This is a genomic window from Curtobacterium sp. MCBA15_005 (genome assembly GCF_001864855.1).
In the GTDB taxonomy this organism is placed as follows: Bacteria; Actinomycetota; Actinomycetes; order Actinomycetales; family Microbacteriaceae; genus Curtobacterium; species Curtobacterium flaccumfaciens.
In genome coordinates this window covers 17,211-40,121 of the sequence record NZ_MJGL01000011.1, presented here as the reverse complement: position 1 = coordinate 40,121, position 22,911 = coordinate 17,211, and the positions used below count along the sequence as shown (strand labels likewise).

Below are 22,911 nucleotides of genomic sequence, written 5' to 3'. Positions count from 1 at the left end.
CGGCAATTCAGTCCTTGGCGCGGATCACGCCGTTGTCCGGTGCCGAGACGTCGTACTCGACGACGACGCCGGGGTTCCGCGCCGCGTGGTCCTTGACCAGCGCGGCGAGCAGTTCGGCCTTCGCCACCGAGTCGTCCGGGCTCCCCCACACGACGGTCGAGCCGTCCTTGAGGGTCAGGGTGACGTCGTCGGCCGTCGACCCGGCGACGCGCGTCACCTGGGAACGGACGGTCGACGGCAGTGCCAGCACGACCTCGGTCATCGTGCGGAAGCTCGCGGAACCGAGGCGCGCCCGGCCGATGTCGGCGAGCGGCATCGTGGCGGGACGCTTCGGCGACGACTGCACGACGATGCCCGCGGGGTCGACGAGGTCGAACGTGCTGCCGGACTGCACCGCGACCACCGGCGTGCGCTCGGTCACCGTGACGACGAGCGTGTGCGGCGGAGCCTCCTCGGTCACGTAGCTCTCGATGAGCGGGAAGCCGGCGACGTCCCGCTTGATCGCGTCGAAGTCGAGCCGGGCCAGGGGTGTGCCGATCTGGTCGGACAGCGCCTGGCGCAGCGCGGACTCGTCGACGCGGTTGGTGCCCTTGATCTCGATCGTGCGGAGCGCCATCAGCGGTGAGAACACCGCGACGAGGATCGAGACCCCGAGCACGAGGACGACGCTCGCCGCCGTGATCCACGCGGCGCGACGGTGCCGGCTGCGCCGGGTGAACCGGCGGACCTCGGCACGCTCGAGCAACCGGCGTCGGCGCTTCGCGATGCGTGCCTCACGCGCGGTCTCGGCAGCGCGCACCCGCGCCCCGATGGGCGCCTCGGCGTGCTGGTCGGTCCGGGAGGCACCGGTCGCGTCGAGCACGTCGGTCACGGTCGCGTCGTGGTCGGCTCCACCGCTCGTGGCGGCTCGGCGTTCCGCGTCGCGGCGGTCGGTCTCCGGGTCCCGGTGGTCCTCGTTCGGCGTGTACTCACGCAGGCGGTCCGCCACGGTGGAGAGTCCGGCGCCGAACCGGCGTCCGGCCGCACCGGCGAAGGCGCCGACGCGGTCCCGCTGGGGACCGGAGGTGTCGACGTCGGGCTGGACCGCCGGGGTGGGGTCGACCGTCTCGTCGACCGGGGGTTCCGGGGCGGACGCGGGGCGGGCCTCCCGGTCGTCGGCGACGCGTCCGCGGAACGGGAGCCGCGGCTTCGAGGGACCACGACGCTGCCGGGGCGCTTCGGCGGCCTCGGCCGGGGCGTCCCTGCGGGCGTCCCCCTCGTCGAACCCCTCGGGGCGCTTCACCGGGACGACGCTCCGTCGGTACCCAGGGCGCCGAGCACCTGCGGGATGATCCGGTACACGTCGCCGCAGCTGAGCGTCATGATGATGTCGCCGTCACGGGCGACCGCGGCCGCGCGTGCCGCCGCCTCGTCCCAGTCGGGCAGGAACTCGACGCGCGACTGGTCGGCGAAACGCTCCTGCACCAGGGCGCCGGTCACGCCGGGCTCCGGGTCCTCGCGGGCACCGTAGACGTCGAGCACGACCGTGTGGTCGGCGAGCTCCTCGTACACCTTGGCGAAGTCACCCGCCATCAGGCGGGTGCGCGAGTACAGGTGCGGCTGGTGGATGGCGATGATGCGGCCGTCGCCGACGACGTTGCGGGCGGCCTTGAGCGCCGCGGCGACCTCGGTCGGGTGGTGGGCATAGTCGTCGTAGACCGAGACCCCGCGCTCGACGCCGTGCAGCTCGAAGCGGCGCTGCGTGCCGCCGAAGGCCTCGAGGCCGCGGATCGCGTCGGCCGGGGCGACGCCGAGACCGGTCAGGACCGCGAAGGCCCCGACGGCGTTGATCGCGTTGTGCCGGCCGGGCACGCGGAGGGTCAGGTGGTACGCCTCGCCACCGGCGCGGAAGTCGACCTCGACGCCGGCCGACTCGGTGATGCCCTCGATGCGGACGTCCGCGTCGACGGCCTCGCCGAACGTGACGATCTCGGGGGCGTCGGCGCGCTGGCGGATGCCGGCCGTGACCGTCTTCGCACCGGCGTCGTCGCTCGAGATGACGACGCGCTCGCTCGCCTTCGCGGCGAACTCGACGAAGGCCTCGGTGAAGGCCTCCTCGCTGCCGTAGTGGTCCAGGTGGTCGGCGTCGACGTTGGTGACCAGGGCCACGGCGACGTCGTAGAGCAGGAACGAGCCGTCGGACTCGTCGGCCTCGACCACGAACAGGTCACTGGATCCCGGGGCCGAACTCGTGCCGAGGGACTGGATGACGCCGCCGTTGACGAAGCTCGGGTCGAGGCCGAGCTCGACCATCGCCGTGACGATCATGCCGGTCGAGGTGGTCTTGCCGTGCGCACCGGCGACCGCGACGAGGCGGTGCTCGGCGATCAGGGCGGCGAGGGCCTGCGAGCGGTGGAGCACCGGCAGACCGCGGCGCTGCGCCTCGAGGAGCTCGGGGTTGTCAGGCCAGAGGGCGCTCGTGACGACGATGGTGTCGGCCTGGCCGACGTTCGCCGCGTCGTGACCGATGTGCACGCTCGCGCCGAGGTCGCGCATCGTGCCGGTCGTCTCCGTCTCGCGGGAGTCGCTGCCCGTCACGCGGTGCCCGGCGGCGAGGAACATGCGGGCGATCCCGCTCATGCCCGCGCCGCCGATCCCGACGAAGTGCACCGTGCCCAGGTCGTCCGGGATCGGCTGGGTCAGGTCCGGCTTGATGGTCATCGTTCCTCCGTGGTGCTGGGGGCCTGCTTCGCGGCGTCGAGGACCAGGTCGGTCATCCGGTCGGCGCCGTCGCGGTGGCCGACGCTGCCCGCCCGCACGGTCATGTCCGCGATGCGGGAGCGGTCCTGCAGGATGCTCAGCAGCTGGAACGTCACCCAGTCCTGGTCGAATTCCCCGTCGGCCACCAGGACGGCTCCACCGGCGTCGACGACGTCCTTCGCGTTGTGGCGCTGCTCGCCGTTGCCCACCGGGTACGGCACGAGCACGCTCGGCAGCCCGACCGCGGTCAGCTCGCACACCATGCCGGCACCCGAGCGCGACACGACGAAGTCGCTCGCCGCGTACGCCAGGTCCATCCGGTCGCAGTAGGGCAGCACGTGGTAGCCCTCGAGGTCGCTCGGGCCGATGTCCGACGCGGCACCCACGACGTGCAGGACCTGCCAGCCGGCGCCGACGATCGTGGCGGCAGACTTGTTGATCGTCCGGTTGATGCTCCGCGCACCCGAGGAGCCACCGGTCACGAGCAGCACGGGCAGGTCCGGGTCGAGCCCGAACTCGGCGAGGCCCTCGGCCCGGACGGCACGGCGGTCGAGCGACTCGATCTCGCGACGGAGCGGCATGCCGACGACGCGGCCGTGGCGCAGGCGCGTGTTCGAGAAGGTCAGGCCGACGTGCTCGGTGAGGAAGGCGGCGAGGCGGTTCGCGAGCCCGGGCTTGGCGTTCTGCTCGTGCACGACGATCGGGGTGCCGGTGCGGCGCGCGGCGATGTACGCCGGAGCGGCCGCGTAGCCACCGACGCCGAGGACCACCTCGATCTCGTGGTCGCGGATGATCTGCTCGGTCCGCTTGACCGCCGCCGCGAAGCGCTGCGGGAAGCGCAGGGCCGCGCCGTTCAGCTTCCGCGGGAACGGCAGGCGCGGGATCGTCAGCAGCTCGTAGCCGCGCATCGGGACGAGGCGGGACTCCAGGCCCTCGGCGGTACCCAGCACGAGCACCTCGGCGCCGGGCTCCCGCTCGGTCAGCCGGTCGGCGACCGCGAGCAGGGGGTTGACGTGGCCGGCGGTGCCGCCGCCGGCGAAGAGGTACTTGCTCACCGCAGTGATCCGTTCGTGGAGGTCCGGCCGAGTGGGGCGTTCGTCAGGCCGGGGTCGTTCTTGCCGGGCAGGTCACGGGCGAAGGAGAGCACGACGCCGATCGCCACCAGGGTCATGATGAGGGCCGAACCACCGGCCGAGATGAGTGGCAGGGGCACACCGAGCACGGGCAGCAGGCCGAGCACGACGGCGATGTTGATGAGCGCCTGGCCGATGATCCACGCGAGGATGCCACCGGTGACCGTCTTCACGAAGGGGTCGCGGGACTGCCGGATGATCTTGATCATGCCGACGGCGAGCACCACGAACAGGCTGAGCACCACGACGGCGCCGATCAGGCCGAGCTCCTCGCCGATGATCGCGAAGATGTAGTCGTTGTCCGCCTCGGGCAGCCACGACCACTTCGCCTTCGAGTTGCCGAGGCCGACGCCGAACACGCCGCCGGACGCGAGCGCCCACATGCCGTGCACGGGCTGCCAGCAGATGTCCTGGTACTGGCTGGTGTCGGTGCACCCGGACAGCCAGGCGCTGATGCGGGTCGAGCGCGAGGCCGAGGCCATCGTCACGAAGGGCAGCATCACGGCGAACGCACCGAGGCCGACGAGCAGGTGCCGGGCGCGGACGCCGCCGATGTACAGCGCGCCGAACACCAGGATGAGCATGACCATCGCGGTGCCCTGGTCACCGCCGAGGACGACGAGCCCGAGCGAGAGCATCGAGGCGATCCCGATCGGGATGAACACCTCTTTCCAGTCGTCGAGCTTGTCCCGCTTGACGTAGATGATGGCGCCGATGCCGAGCACCAGGCCGAGCTTCACGACCTCGGACGGCTGCGCGGTGAACGACCCGAGCTCGATCCAGTTCCGGTTGCCCTGGATGTCGATGCCGAGCGGGGTGAACACGAGCAGCTGCAGCACGAGCGCCGCACCGAGCAGCCGCATCGCCCACTTCCGCCAGATCCGGGTCGGGACCCGGCTGGCGATGAGCATGAGCGGCACGCCGAGCACGGCGTACAGGCCCTGACGGGACGCCGCCCCGAAGAAGTCGTGGGTCGCCGCGTACTCCTCGACGCTCGACGAGGACAGCACCATCACGACGCCGAAGACGACGAGGAACAGCGTGACGCCGAGGATCGTGTAGAAGGTGCTGGACTCCGCGACGAAGACGTTCTTGACGGCGACGATCGCGCCGTTGGTCCGTCGTGGGGTCGACGCGGTCCGGCCGTTACGGCTGTTCGGAAGATCCGTCGGTGTCGTCGCCATCGACTTCTCCTCCCAGGTGCTCGTTGACCGCGGCCGCGAAACGCTGCCCCCGGTCGGCGTAGGAGCCGAACTGGTCGAACGACGCCGCCGCCGGGGCGAGGAGGACGGTGTCGCCCGGCCTCGCGACCGATGCGGCATGCCGGACCGCCTCGCGCATGACCTGATCAGTGTCCGTCGTCTCCACCTGGAGCACCGGGACCGTGGACGCGTGTCGCGCGAATGCCTCGAGGACCGGGGTCCGGTCGGTGCCGATCACCACGACGGCGCGGACGCCGGGGCCGAAGCGCTCGACCAGACCGTCGACGTCGACGCCCTTGAACAGGCCACCGACGATCCACACGACGGTGTCGAACGACGCGAGCGACGCGGTGGCGGCGTGCGGGTTCGTGGCCTTGGAGTCGTCGACCCAGGTGATGCCGTCCGCCTGGGCCACGAGCTCGGTGCGGTGGTGGTCGGCGCGGAACGCCCGGACGGCCGACTGGATGGCGCTCGGCTGGACGGTGCCGGCACGGGCCAGTGCAGCGGCGGCCAGGACGTTCATGGTCATGTGCGGGCTGGCGAGCCCGGCGGCCTCGAGGTCGGCGATGGTGGACAGCTCGAGCGCGCTGTTGCGACGGTCCTCGTTGAAGGCCCGGTCGCACAGGACGTCCTCGACGATGCCGACGTCGCCGGGAGCGGGGACGCCGGGGGTGAAGCCGACCGCACGGCAGCCCTCCACCACGTCGGCTTCCTGCACCATCTGCCGGGTGGCGTCGTCCGAGGTGTTGTAGACGCACGCCATCACGGTGCGCTCGTAGACCTTGGCCTTCGCCGCGCGGTAGGCCTCGGCGGAACCGTGCCACTCCAGGTGGTCGTCGGCGATGTTCAGGCAGGCGCTCGCGAGCGGCACCACGGCACCGTCGCCGGACGTCGCCGCGTAGTGCAGCTGGTGGCTCGAGAGCTCGACGACGAGCACGTCGTAGCCGACCGGGTCGCGGACGACGTCGAGCACCGGCACGCCGATGTTCCCGCATGCGACGGCACGCAGGCCGCCGGCCTCGTACATCGCGGTCGTGAGCTGTGTCGTCGTGGTCTTGCCGTTCGTGCCCGTGATCGTGATCCAGGGGGCGGCGACCGGGCCGCGGACGACCTTGTCGCGCACGCGCCAGGCGAGCTCGATGTCGCCCCAGACGGTGCTGTTCGTCACCGACCACCGCACGGTGGCGTTGTGCGGGGGCAGTCCCGGCGACACGATGACGACGTCGGGTGCCTGCTGCACGAGCGCGTCCGGCACGGTGTCGAGCGGCGTCTGCTGGAACCGGGCACCGATCACGTCGAGCAGCTCGACGCTGTCGGCGGGGGCGTCGGAGGAGTAGACCGTCACCTCGCTGCCGAGCTCCACGAGCGTGTCGGCGACCGAGAACCCGGTGGCCCCGAGTCCGAGGACGGCGACGTTCAGCCCCTTCCACCCCTCGGAGTACCAGCTGTCGAGGGACTGGAGGCGGGACGGCGAGGACACCGGGTCAACCAACGCGTGCGATCCATTCGAGGTAGAAGAGTCCGACCCCCGCCGCGACGAAGAGCCCGGCGATGATCCAGAAGCGGACGACGACGGTCACCTCGGCCCACCCCTTCAGTTCGAAGTGGTGGTGCAGCGGACTCATCAGGAAGATGCGCTTGCCGTGGGTGATCTTGAAGTAGGCCCGCTGCAGGATGACGGAGCCGGTGACGATGAAGAACAGGCCACCGATGAGGATGAGCAGCAGCTCGGTGCGGCTGAGGATCGCGAGGCCGGCCAGGGCGCCGCCGAGGCCGAGCGAACCGGTGTCACCGAGGAAGATCTGCGCCGGCGAGGTGTTGTACCAGAGGAACCCGATGAGCCCACCACAGACCGCGGCCGCGACCACGGCGAGGTCGAGCGGGTTCGACACGGTGTAGCAGGCGTGTGCGGTGTTCGAGTCGAGGCGGGCGCCGCCGCAGATCTGGTTCGACTGCCAGAAACCGATGATGACGTACGAGCCGATCGCCAGGATGCTCGACCCGGTGGCCAGGCCGTCGAGCCCGTCGGCCACGTTCACGCCGTTCGACGTCGACACCGTCAGCAGGACGATCCAGGCGAGGAACAGCACGGTGCCGATGACGGTGCCGAGCGCCATGAAGTCGAGCCACGGCACGTCGCGGATCGCCGAGATCATCGTCGATGCCGGCGGCTTGCCGTTCGACGTCGGCACGACCAGGGCGATCGTGGCGAAGATGACGCCGACGATGACCTGACCGAGGATCTTGGCCCAGCCGCCGAGCCCGAGGCTCCGCTGACGCCGCACCTTCAGGAAGTCGTCGATGAAGCCGACGAACCCGAGCCCGACCATCAGGAACAGCACGAGCAGGCCGGACAGCGTGATCGAGTCACGCCCGATCAGGTGGCCGACGAAGTACCCGATCACCGCACCGATGATCAGGACGATGCCGCCCATGGTGGCGGTCCCGCGCTTGGTGTGGTGGGACTGCGGACCGTCGTCACGGATGAACTGCCCCCACCCGAGACGGTGGAAGAGCTTGATGAAGAACGGGGTGAGCAGCAACGTGAACACCAGCGACGTGGCGCCGGCGACGAGGAGCGCGATCATTCGGTGACACCTCCGAGGCGGTCGCCGAGGAATCGCAGTTCGGCAGACTTCGAGGACTTGACGAGGACGACGTCGCCGGGGCGGAGCATCTCCTGCATGGCACGGACGGCGTCGTCGACGTCCTCGATGTACACGGACTCGCCGTCCCACGATCCCTCGAGGGTGGCGGCCTGGTGGATGGGCATCGCGCCGCGGCCGACGACCACGAGCTGTCCGATGCCGAGGCGGACGACGAGCCGACCGATACGGTCGTGCTCCTCGACGGAGAACTCACCGAGCTCGGCCATCTCACCGAGCACGGCGAAGGTCCGCTCCCCCGGGCGCACGATCTGCGCCAGGGTCCGCAGCGCCGCCGCGGTGGAGTCGGGCGACGCGTTGTACGCGTCGTTGATCACGGTGACGCCCTCGGGGCCGCCCTGGAGCAGCTCCATGCGCCAGCGCTCGGCGCGCGTCATCGACGCGAGCGCCGCGGCGCCGTCGGCGAGCGGGACGCCCCACAGGTGGGCCACCGTGAGCGCGGCGGACGCGTTCATCGCGTGGTGCTCGCCCAGGATCGCGAGGCGCACGTCGACGTGATCCGGGCCTCCAGGCTGTCCTGGAGGCGCGGTGAGGGTGAAGCGGGTGCCGCTGCGGTCCGTCTCGATGCCGGTGATGCGGTAGTCGGCCTCCGCCGACGTGCCGAAGCCCACCACGCGCGCGGCGGTCAGGTCGCGCATCGACGCGACGCGGTCGTCGTCGACGTTGAGCAGGGCCGTCGCGGTCTCGGGCAGGTCGGTGACCATCTCGGACTTCGCGCGCTGCGTCGCCTCGATGCCGCCGAACTCGCCGGCGTGCGCGAGGCCCACCTTGAGGACGACGCCGAGGTCGGGCTCGGCGATCGACACGAGCTTGGCGATGTGGCCGACGCCGCTCGCGCCCATCTCCACGACCAGGTACCGGGTGTCGTACGTGACGCGGAGCATCGAGATCGGTGCGCCGACGTGGTTGTTGAACGAGCCCTCGGGCGCGACGGTCGCGCCGTGCTGCTCGAGGATCGTGCGGAGCATGTTCTTCGTGCTCGTCTTGCCGTTCGAGCCGGTGATGCCGACGACCCGCAGGGGCGCCGGGCGACCGTCGGCGTCGACGCGGTCCGCGGTGCTCATCCGGACGCGCGTGACGACCTCGTGCGCGAGCGCGGCGAGGGCCTCGTACCCGTCGGCGACGACGATCTGCGGCGCGGTCGTGTCCACGCGCTCGGGCGTGATCACCAGGGCGGCACCGGCGTCGACCGCAGCGGGCACGAAGCGTCGGCCGTCGGTGACCTCACCGGGCAGGGCGAAGAAGACGCTGCCGGGGCGGACCAGGCGCGAGTCGGTCTCGACCGAGCCCTCGACGACCAGGTCGCCGGGCTCGGCGACGTCGGTCGCCTGCGCGCCGCCGATCAGCTCGCCGCCGACCGCGGTGGCGATCTCGGCGAGGGTCATGGCGATCATCGGACGTCCTCCGCCGGACCGGAGTTCGGCTCCCAGCCGGCCTCGCGCAGGGCCGAGCGGGCCTCGTCACGGGCGGAGTAGGGCGTGCGGACGCCCTGGATGTCGCGGTAGTCCTGGTGCCCCGGGCCGGCCCAGAGGATCGAGTCCCCTTCGCCGACCAGGCTCACGGCCGTGCGGATCGCCGCCTCGGGCGGGCTGACCTCGTGGACCTCGTGGTCCGGGTAGGCGGCACGTGCTGCGTCGAGCAGGGTCTTCCGGATCGACGCGGCGTCCTCGAAGCGCGGGTGGTGGTCGGTGACGACCAGGATGTCGCTGCCGGCCGCGGCCACGCGGGCCATGTCGCCGCGCTTCGTGGTGTCGCGGTCGCCGTCGGCGCCGAACAGCATGAGGACCTTGCCGGAGGTGAACTGCCGGACGGCGGCGAGGGTGTTCTCGAAGGCGTCGGCGCTGTGGCCGAAGTCGACGTAGACGCTCGGGCCGTGCTCGCCGGAGACGCGCTCGGTGCGGCCGGGCAGGTAGCACTCGATGGCGGAGACGCGGTGCGGCTCGCCGTCGCGCTCGCTCGCGTCGTCCTCGTCCGGGTAGCGGCGGTGGCCCGACTCGAGCGCGTGCGCGATGGCACCGAGCTCGAACCCGCCCTCGACGAGCATGACGATCGCGAGTGCCGCGTTCGCCGCCATGTGCCAGCCGATCAGCGGCACACGGGTCGTCAGCTCGCGACCCTCGGGGCCGGTCAGGCGGAACTCGGTGTAGGCGGCGTGCGCCTCGACGATGTCGACGTGCCACTCGGCCTCGACGTCGGGGTGCACCGTGATCGTGGTCACGGGGATGCGGGAGTCCTGCACCACGCGGTGGCCCCAGTCGGTGTCCAGCGAGACGACGCCGCGACGGGCGTGCTCGGGCTGGAACAGCGGGAGCTTCGCCTGGTAGTACTCCTCCATGTCGGCGTAGTCGTCGAGGTGGTCGTGCGACAGGTTCGTGAAGGCTGCGACGTCGAAGACGATGCCGTCGACGCGGTGCCGGCTGAGGGCCTGCGCGCTGACCTCGACGGCGACCGCACGGACCTCGCTCTCGCGCATGCGGGCGAGGAGCGCGTGCATCTCGCTGGCCTCGGGCGTGGTCAGGCGGCTCGTCACGCTGAGCGAACCGATGTGGCGCTCGGCGGTCGAGCTCAGGCCGGTGACCAGGCCGAGCTGCTTGAGGATGCCCTCGAGGATGTACGACGTGCTCGTCTTGCCGTTCGTGCCGGTGACGGCGAACAGCTGCGGCAGGTCGGTGGCCTCGTCGGGGTGGGTGCGGTAGACCCACGCCGCGACGTCGCCGAGGGCGGCGCGGGGGTCGTCGACGACAAGCACCGGCAGCCCGGACGGCTCGACCAGTGCGACGCCGTCCTGGTCGGTCAGGACGGCGACGGCGCCGCGCTCGGCGGCCTCCGTCGCGAACTGTGCGCCGTGCCGGTTGGCACCGTGCACGCCGACGAACAGGTCACCCGGCTGCACCTCGGTGGCGCTCAGGGTGACACCGGTGGTCTCGATGCTGTCGACCGAGCCGACGACTCGCAGACCGAACGCGTTGGCGAGCTCGGAGACGGCCCTCGGGGTCGGGTGTTCGGGTCGGAGGACCGGGGGGATCCGTGCGGACAAGTGTTCCTTCTTCCTCACCACGTGGACGGGTAGAGCTTCGCCTCGGACGCGGAGGGGGCTACTCGGTACTTCTCGAGCACCTGGGACATGAGTGTGCGGAACGCCGGAGCCGCTCCGCTGGACCACTTGTTGGTCTGCGGCTTCGTGAACGTCACCGTGACAACATACTGGGGGTCTTCGGCGGGTGCCATTCCGGCCACCGACGTGATGCGCTGACCGCCGTAGCCCTGCGACCCCTCGGCCACCTCGGCGGTCCCCGTCTTCGCGGCGATGTTGTAGCCGGAGATCGGCTTCATCCCCACCAGCGTGCCACCCGTGACGACGCTCTGCAGCATGCCGGTGACCTGCGTGGCGGCGGCTGCGGAGACGACCCGCTGCTTCTGCACGTCGGGCGCGTCGATCGTCTTGCCGTCCGCCGTGGTGCAGCCCTTGACGAAGTGCAGCGGGATCCGGACACCGTCGTTCGCGATGGTCTGGAACACGCTCGCGACCTGCACCGCCGTGGTCGAGATGCCCTGGCCGAACATCGAGTTGATGTTCGTCTGCTGGTCCCAGTTCGGGGTGGTGCCGTAGTCCATCGAGGGCTGGCCCGGGTAGTCGATGGCCGTCTCCGGCTCGAACAGCCCGAACTTCTTCATGTAGTCGAAGCGCTGCTGCGATGTCAGCCGTGCGCCGAGCTCGGTGATGCCGACGTTCGACGAGTTCTGCAGGATGCCGGTCAGCGTGAGGTTCTCGGTGGCGTGGAACTCGGAGTCGTGGATCGTGCCGCCCCAGGGGAACGTGCGCGAGTACGGCACGACGGCCTGGTCGGTGGGGCTCGACTTGCCCTGGTCGAGCAGCGCGGCGGCGATGGCGGCCTTGATCGTGGAGCCCGGCTCGTACGACGCGGTCAGGGCGCGGGAACCGAAGGCGCCCTTGTCGGTCGTGGCGTCGACGTCGTTCGGGTCCACCGTCGGGTAGTCGGCGACCGCCAGCAGCTCACCCGTCTTGACGCTCGTGACCGTCGCCGTCGCGGACTCCGCCTGCAGGGTCTTGGCGGCGGACGCGATGGTCTGCTGCGCCATGTACTGCAGGTCGCTGTCGATGGTCGTCTCGAGTGTGCCGCCGTCCTTGGCCTTCTTCGTGGTCACGGTGCTGCCCGGGAGCTGCACGCCGTCCTCGCCACGCTCGTACGTCTCGGAGCCGTTGGTGCCCGCCAGGCACTGGTTGTAGGAGTACTCCAGGCCGGCCTGGGCGCCGTCGGTGCCCATGAACCCGGTGAGGTTGCCCGTGGTCGCACCCGTCGGGTACACCCGCGCCGCCTGTGGCTCCGGGTACAGCCAGGGGATGCCGAGCGCGCGCACGGCCTCGTAGTGCTGCACGTCGAGGCCCTTGACCAGGTACGCGAAGTCGGACTTCGGGTTCGCGGCGATGTTCTTCCGCATGGTCGCGACGTCACCGCCGGACGCCTTCGCCAGCGCACTCAGGGCGGTGCCGACACTGACGTCCTTGATGCGGGTGCCGCCGAGCTTGCCCTTGAAGCCCTTCACCAGACGCGGCGAGGTCGTGATGTTGTACCGGGTGACGCTGTCGGCGAGTTCGGTGCCGTTGCGGTCCACGATCGACCCGCGGGTGCCGTAGATCGTCACGGGGATGCTGCGCTTCTGGGCCGACGCCTTGTTCAGCTCCGACGCCTGGACGACCTGGATGTCGACGAGCCGCACCACGAACACCCCGACGAGGGCGATCACGGCGAGCATCACGATGCTGTAGCGCAGGCGTCGGTTGCGGATCGTCTTCGTCACGCGGTGCGGTCCTTCCCGGGCGGTGCTGAGGGTGCGGCGGACCCGCCGGTCACCGGGTGGAGGGCGCCTGGAGCGGGTTCGCGTCGGACTCTACGGACGACTTCGCCGTCCCCTGGTCCGACGCGCTGGCGCCGCTCGTCTTCTCAGACGTGGCGGTGCTGTCGGCGGATCCCGTGGAGCTCGTGGCGCCGGACGTGTCCTTCGTGCTCGACGTGCCCGACGTGTCCGTCGTGCCGGTCTCCTTGCTGGTCGAGGTGTCCCCCGGCTTCGTGGCCAGCGGCACGTCGCTCAGCAGTGAGTTCGGCACCTGGTTCTCGGTGGACGCCGTGGCCTCGTCGGGCTTCGCCGGGGTCGGCGTGCCGTACACCCGACCGGTCTTCGGGTCGAGGTACACCGGCGTCGAGTTGGCGATCATGCCGAGCGACTGGGCGTTGCGGGCCAGGTTCTGCGGCGAGTCGAGGACCCGGAGCTGCTCGGACAGCGACTGCTGCGTGCGGGACAGGTTCGTCTGCTCGGCCGACAGCGAGTTGAGCGTGTAGGCGCCTTGGCTGAGCACCATGCTGATGCCGAGCTGGGCCAGCAGCAGGATCCCGAGTGCGGCGACGGCCACCACGGCGTACCCGATGCGGGGGCGTGCCCGCCGCTGGGCCGCGGTCGGGGTGACCTCGACCAGCTCGGGGCGGCGCTGACGGTCGGGGCGCGGGGCCCGCGACGGGACGACCGCAGGGTCGACGAGTGCGAGGTTCGTGCTCATGTCAGTTCCGGATCCGCTCGGCCGCGCGCAGGCGCACGGGGGTTGCTCGGGGGTTGGCGGCGCGTTCGGCCTCGTCGGCCAGCTCGGCGCCCTTGACGATCAGGGAGAAGGTGGGGGCGTGCTCGGGCAGCTCCACCGGCAGGCCGGCGGGGGCGCTCGACTTCGTGCGCTCCACCAGTGCCCGCTTGACGATGCGGTCCTCGAGGGACTGGTACGACTCGACGACGATCCGACCGCCGACCGCGATGGCGTCGAGCGCCGCCGGGATCGCCCGCTCGAGCACGCTGAGTTCGGCGTTGACCTCGATGCGGAGCGCCTGGAAGACGCGCTTGGCCGGGTGCCCCTGGCGCTGGATGGCAACCGGGGTCGCGTCGTGCAGCACCTGGACCAGGTCGCCGGACATCTCGAACGGCTTCGTCGCCCGCCGCTCGACGATCGCTCGGGCGTAGCGGCCGGCGAGCTTCTCCTCGCCGTAGCGCTGGAAGATGCGGCGGAGTTCGCCCTCGTCGTAGGTGGCCAGGACGTCGGCGGCGGTCTGCCCCTCGGTCCGGTCCATCCGCATGTCGAGCGGGGCGTCCTGGCTGTACGCGAACCCGCGCTCGGCCCGGTCGAGCTGCAGCGAGCTCACGCCGAGGTCGAAGAGCACGCCGTCGACCTTCGTGAAGCCCTCGCCCTCGATCGCGTCGACGATGCCGTCGTACACGGTGTGCACGAGGCGGACGCGGTCACCGAAGCGGGCCAGACGCTCCCCCGCGATGCCGAGCGCGTCGGTGTCCCGGTCGAGTCCGATGAGCGTGAGCTTCGGGAACCGCTCGAGCAGACCCTCGGAGTGGCCGCCCATGCCGAGCGTGGCGTCGACGACGACCTTGCCCGGGCCCTCGAGCGTCGGCGTGAACAGGTCGACGATGCGTTGGAGCATCACCGGCGTGTGCGGGAAGCGTGGCGTCTCGTTGTCGTTGTCGGCCATGTGCAGCCCCTCGTCTCCTGGGCCGTGGGTCCGGATCCCCATCCATGCGACCTGACACCGGGGAAGTGGCGTCAGGGCTTCACGGCTGGGAGTCCCGATCCGCGGATCAGAAGATCCCCGGGATCACCTCCTCGTCGTTGTCGGCGAATGCCTCTTCGGCTTCGGCGTAGTAGGCCTCCCACGCGGGGGTGGACCAGATCTCGGCACGGTCACCGCTGCCGATGACCGTGAGGTCCCGCTCGAGCCCCGCGTACTCGCGGAGGTTCTGCGGGATCGTCACGCGGTTCTGCTTGTCGGGCTGTTCGGCGCTGGCCCCCGAGAGGAACAGACGCATGTAGTCCCTGGTGCGCTTCGACGTCATCGGGGCGGTCCGGATGCGCTCGTGGAGTTCCTCGAACGTCCGGGCACTGAAGACCACGACGCAGCGTTCCTGGCCGCGGGTCATCACGAGCCCGCCGGACAGTTCGTCCCGGAACTTGGCGGGGAGAATCACGCGACCCTTCTCGTCGAGCTTCGGGGCATGAGTACCGAGCAGCACGTCGGGCCTCCCCTCCGCTCCACCGGACCGTTGCGAGCCCCACTTTACTCCACTCCCCTCCCCAGGCCCAGGATTCCGCTCTCTTTTCGGCCCACGACACCCCTACTGGGGGCACGCAGACCGGAATGGACCAGGCAGCGACGACCTCCAAGGCCCGGAATCATGCGGTTCGACAGCACCGGGGACGGCGTGGAGGAAAGTGGAGGACTTTCGCAGCCGGTGGAGCACCCCGGGGCGCGCCGCGGGTGCAGGGTCGACCCCACCACGCCCGGCTTCCGGTCAGCGCGCGGTCACGACGTGCCGCCGCCACGACCCCGAGTGGTCACAGACCGTCGCTCGCGCGGGACCCAGCCGACAGTTCCCGAGCCATCGGCAACCCGCACGCGGCGTGTCGTGACCACTCGCGCACGCACGCACGCGGCGACGGTCCACCCCGGCCTGGAGGCCCGCCCCACGTCCGCCACGGTGCCCACGCGGGCGCATGGTCGGCCCCACCACGCCCGGCTTCCGGTCAGCGCGCGGTCACGACGTGCCGCCGCCGCGCCGCCGAGGGGTCACGAACCGTTGCCAGCGCCGGCCCCAGCCGACAGTTCCCGCGCCATCGGCAACCCGCACGCGGCGTGTCGTGACCACTCGCGCGCTCCCGACGAACCACCCGCCCCCCGGAAACACGAAACGGGGCCGACCCGAAGGCCGACCCCGTGGAGGAGTGTGGAGGGAGTCCTGCTGACTCCTGTCAGCTACTGACTCTGGTCGTTTACTAGCTCTGGTCGTTGCGCTTGTCCCAGCGCTCGTTCATCCGGTCCATGAAGGACCCACCGCCACCGGTGGACGGACGCGCGGACCCACCGGATGCGGGCTTGCCCGGTCGAGCGGGCTTCGCCTTCGGGGCACGCATGCCCGGGCGCAGCGCGAACAGGACACCGGCAAGCATCACGACGAAGCCGAGGATGCCCAGCAGCGGCGCCTTGATGACGAGGCCGACGATGACGATGGCGACCCCGGCGAGTGCGCCGAGGACCCCGAGCGTGATGGCTGTGTACGTCGGACGACCCTGTCGACGTGTGACACGAGCCACGAAATCGGAATCGTTCTGGTAGAGGCTGCGCTCCATCTCTTCGAGAAGGCGCTGCTCCTGTTCCGAGAGCGGCATCTTGGTTCCCTCTGTTCCTGGGATCGACGCGGGGTTGAAAAACGCGGGTTGAGTGGGCCGATTCTATGCCTCGACCACTCCACTAGGGTAGGGATCGTGGCTGAGAGTACGCGATTAGTGGACCTCGTATCGGCGCGTATCGACCGGGCACTCGACGAGCAGCGTGAACGGCTCCTCGCGATCAGCCCCGACCTCGCGCCGTTCGACCGGTACGCACGAGACCTGTTGTCCGGCGGCAAGCGCTTCCGGGCACTGTTCTGCTACTGGGGATGGCAGTCGGTGGCGGGCCGTTCGGGCTCGTTCGACCCGCTGGCCGAAGGGTCCCGGCAGACCACGGCCGAAGCGGTCGTCACGGTCGCCGCCGCACTCGAGGTCTTCCACGCCGCCGCCCTGGTGCACGACGACATCATGGACCGCTCGGACACCCGCCGCGGGCGTCCGGCCGCGCACCGCCGCTTCGAGTCCCTGCACGAGCAGTCCGGCTTCGTCGGCGACCGCGGGCAGTACGGCACGAACTCCGCGCTGCTCCTCGGTGACCTGCTGCTCTCACTGAGCGACTCGGTCTTCGACGAGGGCCTCGCGCTCCTCGACCCGGTGCGGGCCCGCATCGTCCGCCAGGAGTTCCACGCGATGCGCCTCGACGTCACGGCGGGGCAGTACCTCGACGTGCACGAGGAGACCGCCTGGCCGGTCATCGACGAGTCCGAGCACCTGCTCCGCGCCCAGCGCGTCATCGTCTTCAAGTCGGCGAAGTACTCGATCGAGGCCCCGCTGGTCATCGGTGCCCTCGTCGCCGGCGCGAGCGACTCCCAGCTCGAGGGCCTCCGCGCCTTCGGGCTCCCCCTCGGCGTGGCGTACCAGCTCCGCGACGACATGCTCGGGGTCTTCGGCGATCCCGAGGTCACCGGCAAGCCGGCCGGCGACGACCTGCGCGAGGGCAAGCGCACCGTCCTCATCGCCTCGGCGCGCAAGACGCTGGCGAACGGCCCACGGCAGCTCCTGGACGAGCTCCTCGGAGACCCCGACCTCGACGAGGAGCAGGTGCAGATGCTCCGTGCGACCCTCACCGAGTCGGGCGCCGTGGCCGCCGTGGAGCGGTCGATCGAGCGGCACGTCCAGCGCGCCAAGGCGGCGCTCGACGCCTCGCCGCTGACCCCGTCGGCGCGCGAGCAGCTCGCGTCGCTGGCCGACACGGTCAGCCGCCGGTCGTCCTAGACGCGAGGCCAGGACGGACAGGAGGCCCGTGGCGACACCGCCACGGGCCTCCTGTCCGTCCGGATGGCGTCTAGAGCAGCGACTGGGCGACGCGACGCACCTCGGCCTTGCGGCCCGCGCGGAGCGCCGCGATCGGCGTGGTGCCCATCGCGTCGTCGACGGTGAGCATCCAGCGCACCGCCTCGTCGTCGGTGAAGCCGTTGTCGCCGAGCACGATCAGCGTGCCGCGGAGCTCGGGCATCGGCTCCCCGTCCTCGAGGAACTCTACCGGCACGCGCAGCACACCGCCGACGCGGGCTGCCAGCAGGGTCTTCTGCTCGAAGAGTCGGTGGATCCGTCCGGGGCTCGTGCTGAACATGTCCACCAGCTCGGGGACGGTCAGCCAGCGTTCGGAGAGGGACAGGTCGTCGGCGGGTGCGGCACTCACACGCCCATGGTGCCAGAGTGACCGCCGGAGTGAATCCGCCTCGTTCGTCACATTCGTCACATCCACCCCATCTGACTCTCTGGTTGACTTGGGAATCAGGCCATGCCAGCGTTGTGGCACCTGTGAGTGCGCGCACGCGTGCGCACGGCTCAGTCGAGATCAGGAGAAACCCGTGGACCACGCTGCAGACGAAGTCGCCCGGCGCGCACGATCCGCCCGGTTCGCCACCATGCCCATCGTCCTCGCGGGCACGATCGCCGTGACCGCCGGCCTGACCGGCCCGATCGCGCACGCCGAGCCGCGGCACGACGACGCCGACGCGAACCACAAGCGCCACGTCGACCAGGACCGCGCCGTGACCGACCGCCCGGTGTTCGGCACCGCCGTCGCCCGGCCGACGCAGACCGTCGTGCGGACGGTCGCCGCCACCACGAAGGCCCCCACCACCTACACCGTCCACCACGGCGACACGGTCTCGGGCATCGCAGCCCGCTTCGGCCTGTCGGCGCAGGAGATCCTCGTGCGCAACGGCCTGGGCTGGAACACGATCATCCACCCCGGGCAGACGCTCCACCTGGCATCGACGCCCGCCGTCACCACCGCATCGGTGCGGACCTCCGGGTCGACCGGCGGCTCCGGCTCGGACACCTCGAGCTACCACGTGAAGCAGGGCGACACCGTCTCCGCCATCGCGTCCCGCGTCGGCGTGTCGACCACTGCGCTCCTCAGCGCGAACAAGCTGTCGCAGCGCAGCGTCATCTACCCCGGGCAGACGCTCCGGGTGCCGCACGGAACGTCATCGACGCCGTCGGCGTCCACCGCCTCGGCTCCGTCGACGAAGACGAGCGTGAAGATCAGCGCCGGAGACACCGTGGCCTCGATCGCCGCCGCGCACCACGTCTCCGTCAAGTCGCTCCTGTCGGCGAACGGCCTGTCGTACACGAGCACGATCTACGCCGGCAAGACGCTCGTGATCCCGTCGTCGAACGCCACCGCCGCACCAGCGGTCTCCGCGAGTGCGGCGGTCAGCGGTGCCGTCGGCCTGAGCGCCGAGCAGCGCCAGAACGCCGCGACCATCGTGGCCGTCGGTCGATCGCTGGGCGTCCCGGACCGCGGCATCGTCGTGGCCCTCGCCGCCGCGATGCAGGAGTCGAGCCTCCGGAACCTGCCGCACGGCGACCGCGACTCGGTCGGCCTGTTCCAGCAGCGTCCGAGCCAGGGTTGGGGCAGCGCGCTGAAGCTGCAGGACCCGGCGCACGCCACCGCGCTGTTCTTCGGCGGGCGACACAACCCGAACGCCGGCAAGACCCGCGGCCTGCTCGACGTGCCCGGTTGGTCCTCGATGAGCATCACCGACGCGGCCCAGGCCGTGCAGCTCTCCGCCTACCCGAAGGCCTACGCCACCTGGGCGAGCGCCGCCCAGGGCTGGCTGGCGACGCTCTGAGCCTCATCCGGAAGATCGAGATTGGGTCACGGGCGGTGCGCCGGTGCGTCCGAGTGCGGTTCCGATTCGTAGAATGCCGCCGATGACCACCAACGCCGCCACGGATCCGATGATCGGTCGCATGATCGATCAGCGGTACCGCGTCCGCTCCCGCATCGCGCGCGGGGGCATGGCGACCGTCTACCTCGCGACCGACGTGCGCCTCGAGCGACGCGTCGCGATCAAGATCATGCACGGGCACCTGGCTGACGACCAGGCCTTCCGTGAGCGCCTCATCCAGGAGGCCCGGTCGGCGGCCCGGCTGTCGCACCCGAACCTGGTGGGCGTGTACGACCAGGGCGCCGAGGGCGAGATCGCCTACATCGTCATGGAGTACATCCCCGGCATCACGCTGCGGGACCTGCTGCAGGAGCACCACGCCCTGACGCCCGAGCAGGCGACCGACATCCTGCGCGCCGTGCTGGCCGGCCTCGCCTCGGCCCACCGCGCCGGGATCGTGCACCGCGACCTGAAGCCCGAGAACGTCCTGCTCGCCGACGACGGCCGCATCAAGCTCGGCGACTTCGGCCTGGCCCGGGCCACGACCGCGAACACGGCGACCGGCGCGGCCCTGCTCGGCACGATCGCCTACCTGTCCCCCGAGCTCGTGACCCGCGGCGCCGCCGACTCGCGCAGCGACATCTACGCGCTCGGCATCATGCTCTACGAGATGCTCACCGGCGAGCAGCCCTACAAGGGCGAGCAGCCGATGCAGATCGCCTACCAGCACGCCAACGACTCCGTGCCGGCACCGAGCGCCGCCGTGTCCGGGGTGCCGCCGGAGCTCGACGAGCTGGTCGCCTGGTCGACCGCACGCGACCCCGAGGACCGCCCCCGCGACGCCCGCGAGATGCTCGACCACATGGCGGGCAACCAGCAGCGTGCGACCGGCCAGTACCGCACGGCCGTGCTCCGGCCCGAGAACGGCACCGCGATCCTGCCCTCGGGTGGCGCCGGCACGCTCGGTGCCGCAGCGGCCGCAGGAGCCGCAGGTGCGGACGAGACCGCCATCATCGACCGGTCCGGCGACCGCGACACGGGCGACCGCGGTCGAGCACCCGCCCGTGCGCGCGGCAACGCCCCGGGCCCCCGTCGCACCGGGGCACAGCCGGGCGTGCTGTCACCCGCCGGACAGCGGCTCGCCGACCAGTCGGCGAAGCGTCGGAAGCGCGGCTGGATCCTGCTGTCCGTGGTCGTCGTGCTCGCGCTGATCGGAGCCGGCTTCGGCTGGTACTTCGGCCCGGGGCCGGGTGGCAACGTGCGGATCCCGGAAGTCACGGGCAAGTCGGTCTCGCAGGCCCGGCAGCTGCTCGAAGCACAGGGCCTGCAGGCGGCGTCGAAGACCGGGACACGGTTCGACGCCGTCGTCGCGAAGGGGCAGGTCTCCACGACGAAGCCGGCCCCGAAGCGCGAGGTGCAGAAGGGCACGGCGGTGCAGATCGTCGTGTCGAACGGCCCCCGGATGATCCCGCTGCCGGCGATCGTCGGGCAGCCGCTCTCCACCGTGACGGCCGCACTCGACGACGACTTCGAGCTGCAGGACGACCGGTACGAGTTCTCCGCCGACGCCCCGAAGGACACCGTGGTCGCGGCGACCGGTCGCGCGTCCGGCGGCAAGCCGCTCGACCTCACGACGGTGAAGGCCTACGGCGAGACCGGGCAGGTCACGCTGACCGTCTCGCTCGGCCCCGTGCCCGATGTGGTCGGCAAGACGGTCGACGAGGCCGCCGCCGCACTCGACGACGTCGGACTGCTCCTCGGCGCCCGGACCGAGGAGTACAGCGAGACCGTGCCAGCGGGTCAGATCGTCTCCGCCGCCGTGCAGGGTTCCCCCGCCGTGCGCGGGTCGGCCGTGGACGTCGTCGTGTCGAAGGGTCCGACGCCGATCACCGTGCCCGAGGACGGCGTCGTCGGGGCGACGATCAACGAGGCGACGAAGACCCTCGAGGACCTCGGCCTCAAGGTCTCCGTGCCCGACTGCACGAACATCCTCTGCGGCTTCTACGACTGGAAGTCGAAGCTGCCGGTCACCGGCACCGACCCGGGGGCCGGCGCCACCGTCTACCGCGGGGACACGGTCACCCTGTCCTACGACCAGTAGGGGCAGACACCGTCGCGAAAGCGACAGTGTGCTGCCTCCGTTCGGTGGCACACGGTCGCTTTCGCGAGCAGCAGATGCTGACGCTCCGCACCCTCGGCCGTCGACGCGACCCCGGGACGGACGGGAGGCCCGTGACGGCGCCGTCACGGGCCTCCCGTCCGACACACGAAAGCGACAGAACCCCGCGAACATGCTGCGGGGTTCTGTCGCTTTGGCGACACGGTTCGTGCGTTACGAGCGGTCGGGCTGGTGCGCGCCGAGTTCCTCGGCCACCAGGAAGGCGAGCTCGAGGGACTGCATGTGGTTCAGGCGCGGGTCGCACAGCGACTCGTAGCGGGTGGCGAGGGTGGCCTCGTCGATGTGCTCCGAGCCGCCGAGGCACTCGGTGACGTCGTCACCGGTGAGCTCGACGTGCATGCCACCCGGGTACGTGCCGACCTGGCGGTGCGCCTCGAAGAAGCCGAGGACCTCGTCCACGACGTCGTCGAACCGACGGGTCTTGTAGCCCGTCGGCGTGGTCAGGCCGTTGCCGTGCATCGGGTCGGTGACCCACAGCGGGTTGGCGTCCATGCCCTTGATCGCCTCGAGCAGCTTGGGCAGCTCGTCGCGGATCTTGCCCGCACCCATCCGCGTGATGAAGGTCAGGCGACCCGGCTCACGGTTCGGGTCGAGCTTGTCGACGAGCGCCTTCATGTCGTCGACGCTCGTCGTCGGGCCGAGCTTCACGCCGATCGGGTTGCGCACCCGCGACAGGAAGTCCACGTGGGCGCCGTTGAGGTCGCGCGTGCGCTCACCGATCCAGATGAAGTGACCGGAGGTGTCGTACGCCAGACCGGAGCGCGAATCGATGCGGGTCATCGGGCGCTCGTAGTCCATCAGCAGCCCCTCGTGCGAGGCGTAGAACTCGACGTGCTTGAGCGCCTCGAAGTCGGCGCCGCAGGCGTCCATGAAGCGGATCGCGCGGTCGATCTCCTTCGCGAGGTGCTCGTAGCGGGCGTTCGCGGGGTTCGAGGCGAAGCCCTTGTTCCACGAGTGCACCTGGCGCAGGTCGGCGAAGCCCCCCTGCGTGAAGGCCCGGACGAGGTTCAGCGTCGAAGCAGCGGTGTGGTACCCCTGCACCAGGCGGCGCGGGTCGGCCGTCCGGCTCTCCGGCGTGAAGTCGTAGCCGTTCACGATGTCGCCGCGGTAGGCGGGCAGCGTGACGTCGCCACGGGTCTCGAAGTCGCTCGAGCGGGGCTTGGCGAACTGCCCGGCCATGCGCCCCATCTTGATGACGGGCATCGAGGCGCCGTAGGTCAGCACGACGGCCATCTGCAGGATCGTCTTGACCCGGTCGCGGATGGAGTCGGCGGTGGCACCGGCGAAGGTCTCGGCGCAGTCACCGCCCTGCAGCAGGAAGGCCTTGCCCTGAGCGGCGGCGGCGAGCCGTTCGCGCAGCTTGTCGACCTCGCCCGCGAACACGAGCGGCGGGAGCGTGGCGATCTCGGCCGAAGCGGCCTCGGCAGCGGCGGCGTCCGGCCAGGTCGGCTGCTGCTTGATCGGGAGCGTCCGCCAATAGTCGAGCCCCTCGATGACGTCCGGATCCTGCAGGGCGACGAAGTCGGTCGACTCGAACAAGGGCGTTACCTCGGTGTTCTGTGCGGGCGGCCCGACGACGCGCTACCGGCACCGGGCCGCGCGTCGTCGATGGGCGTCCTGGCGGGGTGCCGGGA

Annotated in this window: 18 protein-coding genes; 3 read left to right on the top strand and 15 right to left on the bottom strand. The window is 70.8% G+C overall.

Annotated features, from left to right (window positions below; translation table 11 throughout):
- Window positions 1–7: 7 nt before the first annotated feature.
- The 13 genes from BIU89_RS17720 to BIU89_RS08110 form a co-directional block, all read right to left on the bottom strand.
- Window positions 8–1,282: an FtsQ-type POTRA domain-containing protein gene (locus BIU89_RS17720; RefSeq protein WP_083404252.1), complete on the bottom strand. Its 1,275-nt coding sequence runs from the start codon at window positions 1,280–1,282 to the stop codon at window positions 8–10.
- Entirely contained in the window at window positions 1,279–2,700 is a 1,422-nt protein-coding gene (gene murC / locus BIU89_RS08165; RefSeq protein WP_071245725.1) for a UDP-N-acetylmuramate--L-alanine ligase, read from the bottom strand. The genes BIU89_RS17720 and murC overlap by 4 nt, the downstream gene beginning before the upstream one ends.
- Complete coding sequence (gene murG / locus BIU89_RS08160; protein WP_071245723.1) at window positions 2,697–3,794, bottom strand: undecaprenyldiphospho-muramoylpentapeptide beta-N-acetylglucosaminyltransferase; 1,098 nt, start codon at window positions 3,792–3,794, stop codon at window positions 2,697–2,699. The genes murC and murG overlap by 4 nt, the downstream gene beginning before the upstream one ends.
- Entirely contained in the window at window positions 3,791–5,056 is a 1,266-nt protein-coding gene (gene ftsW / locus BIU89_RS08155; protein WP_027465248.1) for a putative lipid II flippase FtsW, read from the bottom strand. The genes murG and ftsW overlap by 4 nt, the downstream gene beginning before the upstream one ends.
- Window positions 5,019–6,554, bottom strand: coding sequence for a UDP-N-acetylmuramoyl-L-alanine--D-glutamate ligase (gene murD / locus BIU89_RS08150; protein WP_083404251.1), 1,536 nt, complete (start codon window positions 6,552–6,554; stop codon window positions 5,019–5,021). The genes ftsW and murD overlap by 38 nt, the downstream gene beginning before the upstream one ends.
- Before the next feature lie 4 nt (window positions 6,555–6,558).
- On the bottom strand, window positions 6,559–7,662 hold the full coding sequence (gene mraY / locus BIU89_RS08145; RefSeq protein ID WP_027465246.1) for a phospho-N-acetylmuramoyl-pentapeptide-transferase: 1,104 nt from the start codon (window positions 7,660–7,662) through the stop codon (window positions 6,559–6,561).
- Window positions 7,659–9,134 carry a UDP-N-acetylmuramoyl-tripeptide--D-alanyl-D-alanine ligase gene (locus BIU89_RS08140; protein WP_071245719.1) on the bottom strand — a complete coding sequence of 492 codons (1,476 nt, stop codon included), beginning with the start codon at window positions 9,132–9,134 and terminating at the stop codon, window positions 7,659–7,661. The genes mraY and BIU89_RS08140 overlap by 4 nt, the downstream gene beginning before the upstream one ends.
- Window positions 9,131–10,777 carry a Mur ligase family protein gene (locus BIU89_RS08135; RefSeq protein WP_071245717.1) on the bottom strand — a complete coding sequence of 549 codons (1,647 nt, stop codon included), beginning with the start codon at window positions 10,775–10,777 and terminating at the stop codon, window positions 9,131–9,133. Before BIU89_RS08135 ends, BIU89_RS08140 begins: the two co-directional genes overlap by 4 nt.
- Window positions 10,778–10,791: 14 nt before the next feature.
- A complete protein-coding gene (locus BIU89_RS08130) occupies window positions 10,792–12,561 on the bottom strand; it encodes a peptidoglycan D,D-transpeptidase FtsI family protein (RefSeq protein WP_083404250.1) in 1,770 nt (589 codons plus the stop codon).
- Between the two features lie 49 nt (window positions 12,562–12,610).
- Window positions 12,611–13,315 (bottom strand): hypothetical protein, encoded by a 705-nt coding sequence (locus tag BIU89_RS08125; RefSeq protein WP_071245715.1) that lies wholly within the window; start codon window positions 13,313–13,315, stop codon window positions 12,611–12,613.
- A gap of 1 nt (window position 13,316) precedes the next feature.
- The gene (gene rsmH / locus BIU89_RS08120) at window positions 13,317–14,282 is read right to left on the bottom strand and encodes a 16S rRNA (cytosine(1402)-N(4))-methyltransferase RsmH (protein ID WP_071245713.1); all 966 of its coding nucleotides are present in this window, start codon (window positions 14,280–14,282) and stop codon (window positions 13,317–13,319) included.
- A 106-nt stretch (window positions 14,283–14,388) separates the two neighbouring features.
- A complete protein-coding gene (gene mraZ, locus BIU89_RS08115; protein ID WP_017886616.1) occupies window positions 14,389–14,820 on the bottom strand; it encodes a division/cell wall cluster transcriptional repressor MraZ in 432 nt (143 codons plus the stop codon).
- A gap of 760 nt (window positions 14,821–15,580) precedes the next feature.
- Complete coding sequence (locus BIU89_RS08110; RefSeq protein ID WP_071245712.1) at window positions 15,581–15,973, bottom strand: DUF3040 domain-containing protein; 393 nt, start codon at window positions 15,971–15,973, stop codon at window positions 15,581–15,583.
- A 96-nt stretch (window positions 15,974–16,069) separates the two neighbouring features.
- On the opposite strand from BIU89_RS08110, the gene BIU89_RS08105 reads away from it, so the two are divergent.
- Complete coding sequence (locus BIU89_RS08105; RefSeq protein WP_071245711.1) at window positions 16,070–17,188, top strand: polyprenyl synthetase family protein; 1,119 nt, start codon at window positions 16,070–16,072, stop codon at window positions 17,186–17,188.
- A gap of 70 nt (window positions 17,189–17,258) precedes the next feature.
- Here BIU89_RS08105 and BIU89_RS08100 read toward each other — a convergent pair whose 3' ends face one another.
- Window positions 17,259–17,615: an Rv2175c family DNA-binding protein gene (locus BIU89_RS08100; RefSeq protein WP_173033316.1), complete on the bottom strand. Its 357-nt coding sequence runs from the start codon at window positions 17,613–17,615 to the stop codon at window positions 17,259–17,261.
- 172 nt (window positions 17,616–17,787) lie between these two features.
- On the opposite strand from BIU89_RS08100, the gene BIU89_RS08095 reads away from it, so the two are divergent.
- Both BIU89_RS08095 and pknB read left to right on the top strand, forming a co-directional pair.
- Window positions 17,788–19,059: a LysM peptidoglycan-binding domain-containing protein gene (locus tag BIU89_RS08095; RefSeq protein WP_027465239.1), complete on the top strand. Its 1,272-nt coding sequence runs from the start codon at window positions 17,788–17,790 to the stop codon at window positions 19,057–19,059.
- A gap of 82 nt (window positions 19,060–19,141) precedes the next feature.
- Window positions 19,142–21,199, top strand: a complete 2,058-nt coding sequence (gene pknB / locus BIU89_RS08090) for a Stk1 family PASTA domain-containing Ser/Thr kinase (RefSeq protein WP_071245748.1) — start codon at window positions 19,142–19,144, stop codon at window positions 21,197–21,199.
- A gap of 231 nt (window positions 21,200–21,430) precedes the next feature.
- Here pknB and BIU89_RS08085 read toward each other — a convergent pair whose 3' ends face one another.
- Complete coding sequence (locus BIU89_RS08085) at window positions 21,431–22,816, bottom strand: class II 3-deoxy-7-phosphoheptulonate synthase (protein WP_071245710.1); 1,386 nt, start codon at window positions 22,814–22,816, stop codon at window positions 21,431–21,433.
- Between the last annotated feature and the right edge of the window lie 95 nt (window positions 22,817–22,911).

Excerpts from the sequence above, each read along its gene's own strand:
- murC (WP_071245725.1), bottom strand. The coding sequence starts at position 2,700 with ATGACCATCAAGCCGGACCTGACCCAGCCGATCCCGGACGACCTGGGC.
- ftsW (WP_027465248.1), bottom strand. The coding sequence starts at position 5,056 with ATGGCGACGACACCGACGGATCTTCCGAACAGCCGTAACGGCCGGACC.
- mraY (WP_027465246.1), bottom strand. The coding sequence starts at position 7,662 with ATGATCGCGCTCCTCGTCGCCGGCGCCACGTCGCTGGTGTTCACGTTG.
- BIU89_RS08140 (WP_071245719.1), bottom strand. The coding sequence starts at position 9,134 with ATGATCGCCATGACCCTCGCCGAGATCGCCACCGCGGTCGGCGGCGAG.
- BIU89_RS08125 (WP_071245715.1), bottom strand. The coding sequence starts at position 13,315 with ATGAGCACGAACCTCGCACTCGTCGACCCTGCGGTCGTCCCGTCGCGG.
- rsmH (WP_071245713.1), bottom strand. The coding sequence starts at position 14,282 with ATGGCCGACAACGACAACGAGACGCCACGCTTCCCGCACACGCCGGTG.
- BIU89_RS08110 (WP_071245712.1), bottom strand. The coding sequence starts at position 15,973 with ATGCCGCTCTCGGAACAGGAGCAGCGCCTTCTCGAAGAGATGGAGCGC.
- pknB (WP_071245748.1), top strand. The coding sequence starts at position 19,142 with ATGACCACCAACGCCGCCACGGATCCGATGATCGGTCGCATGATCGAT.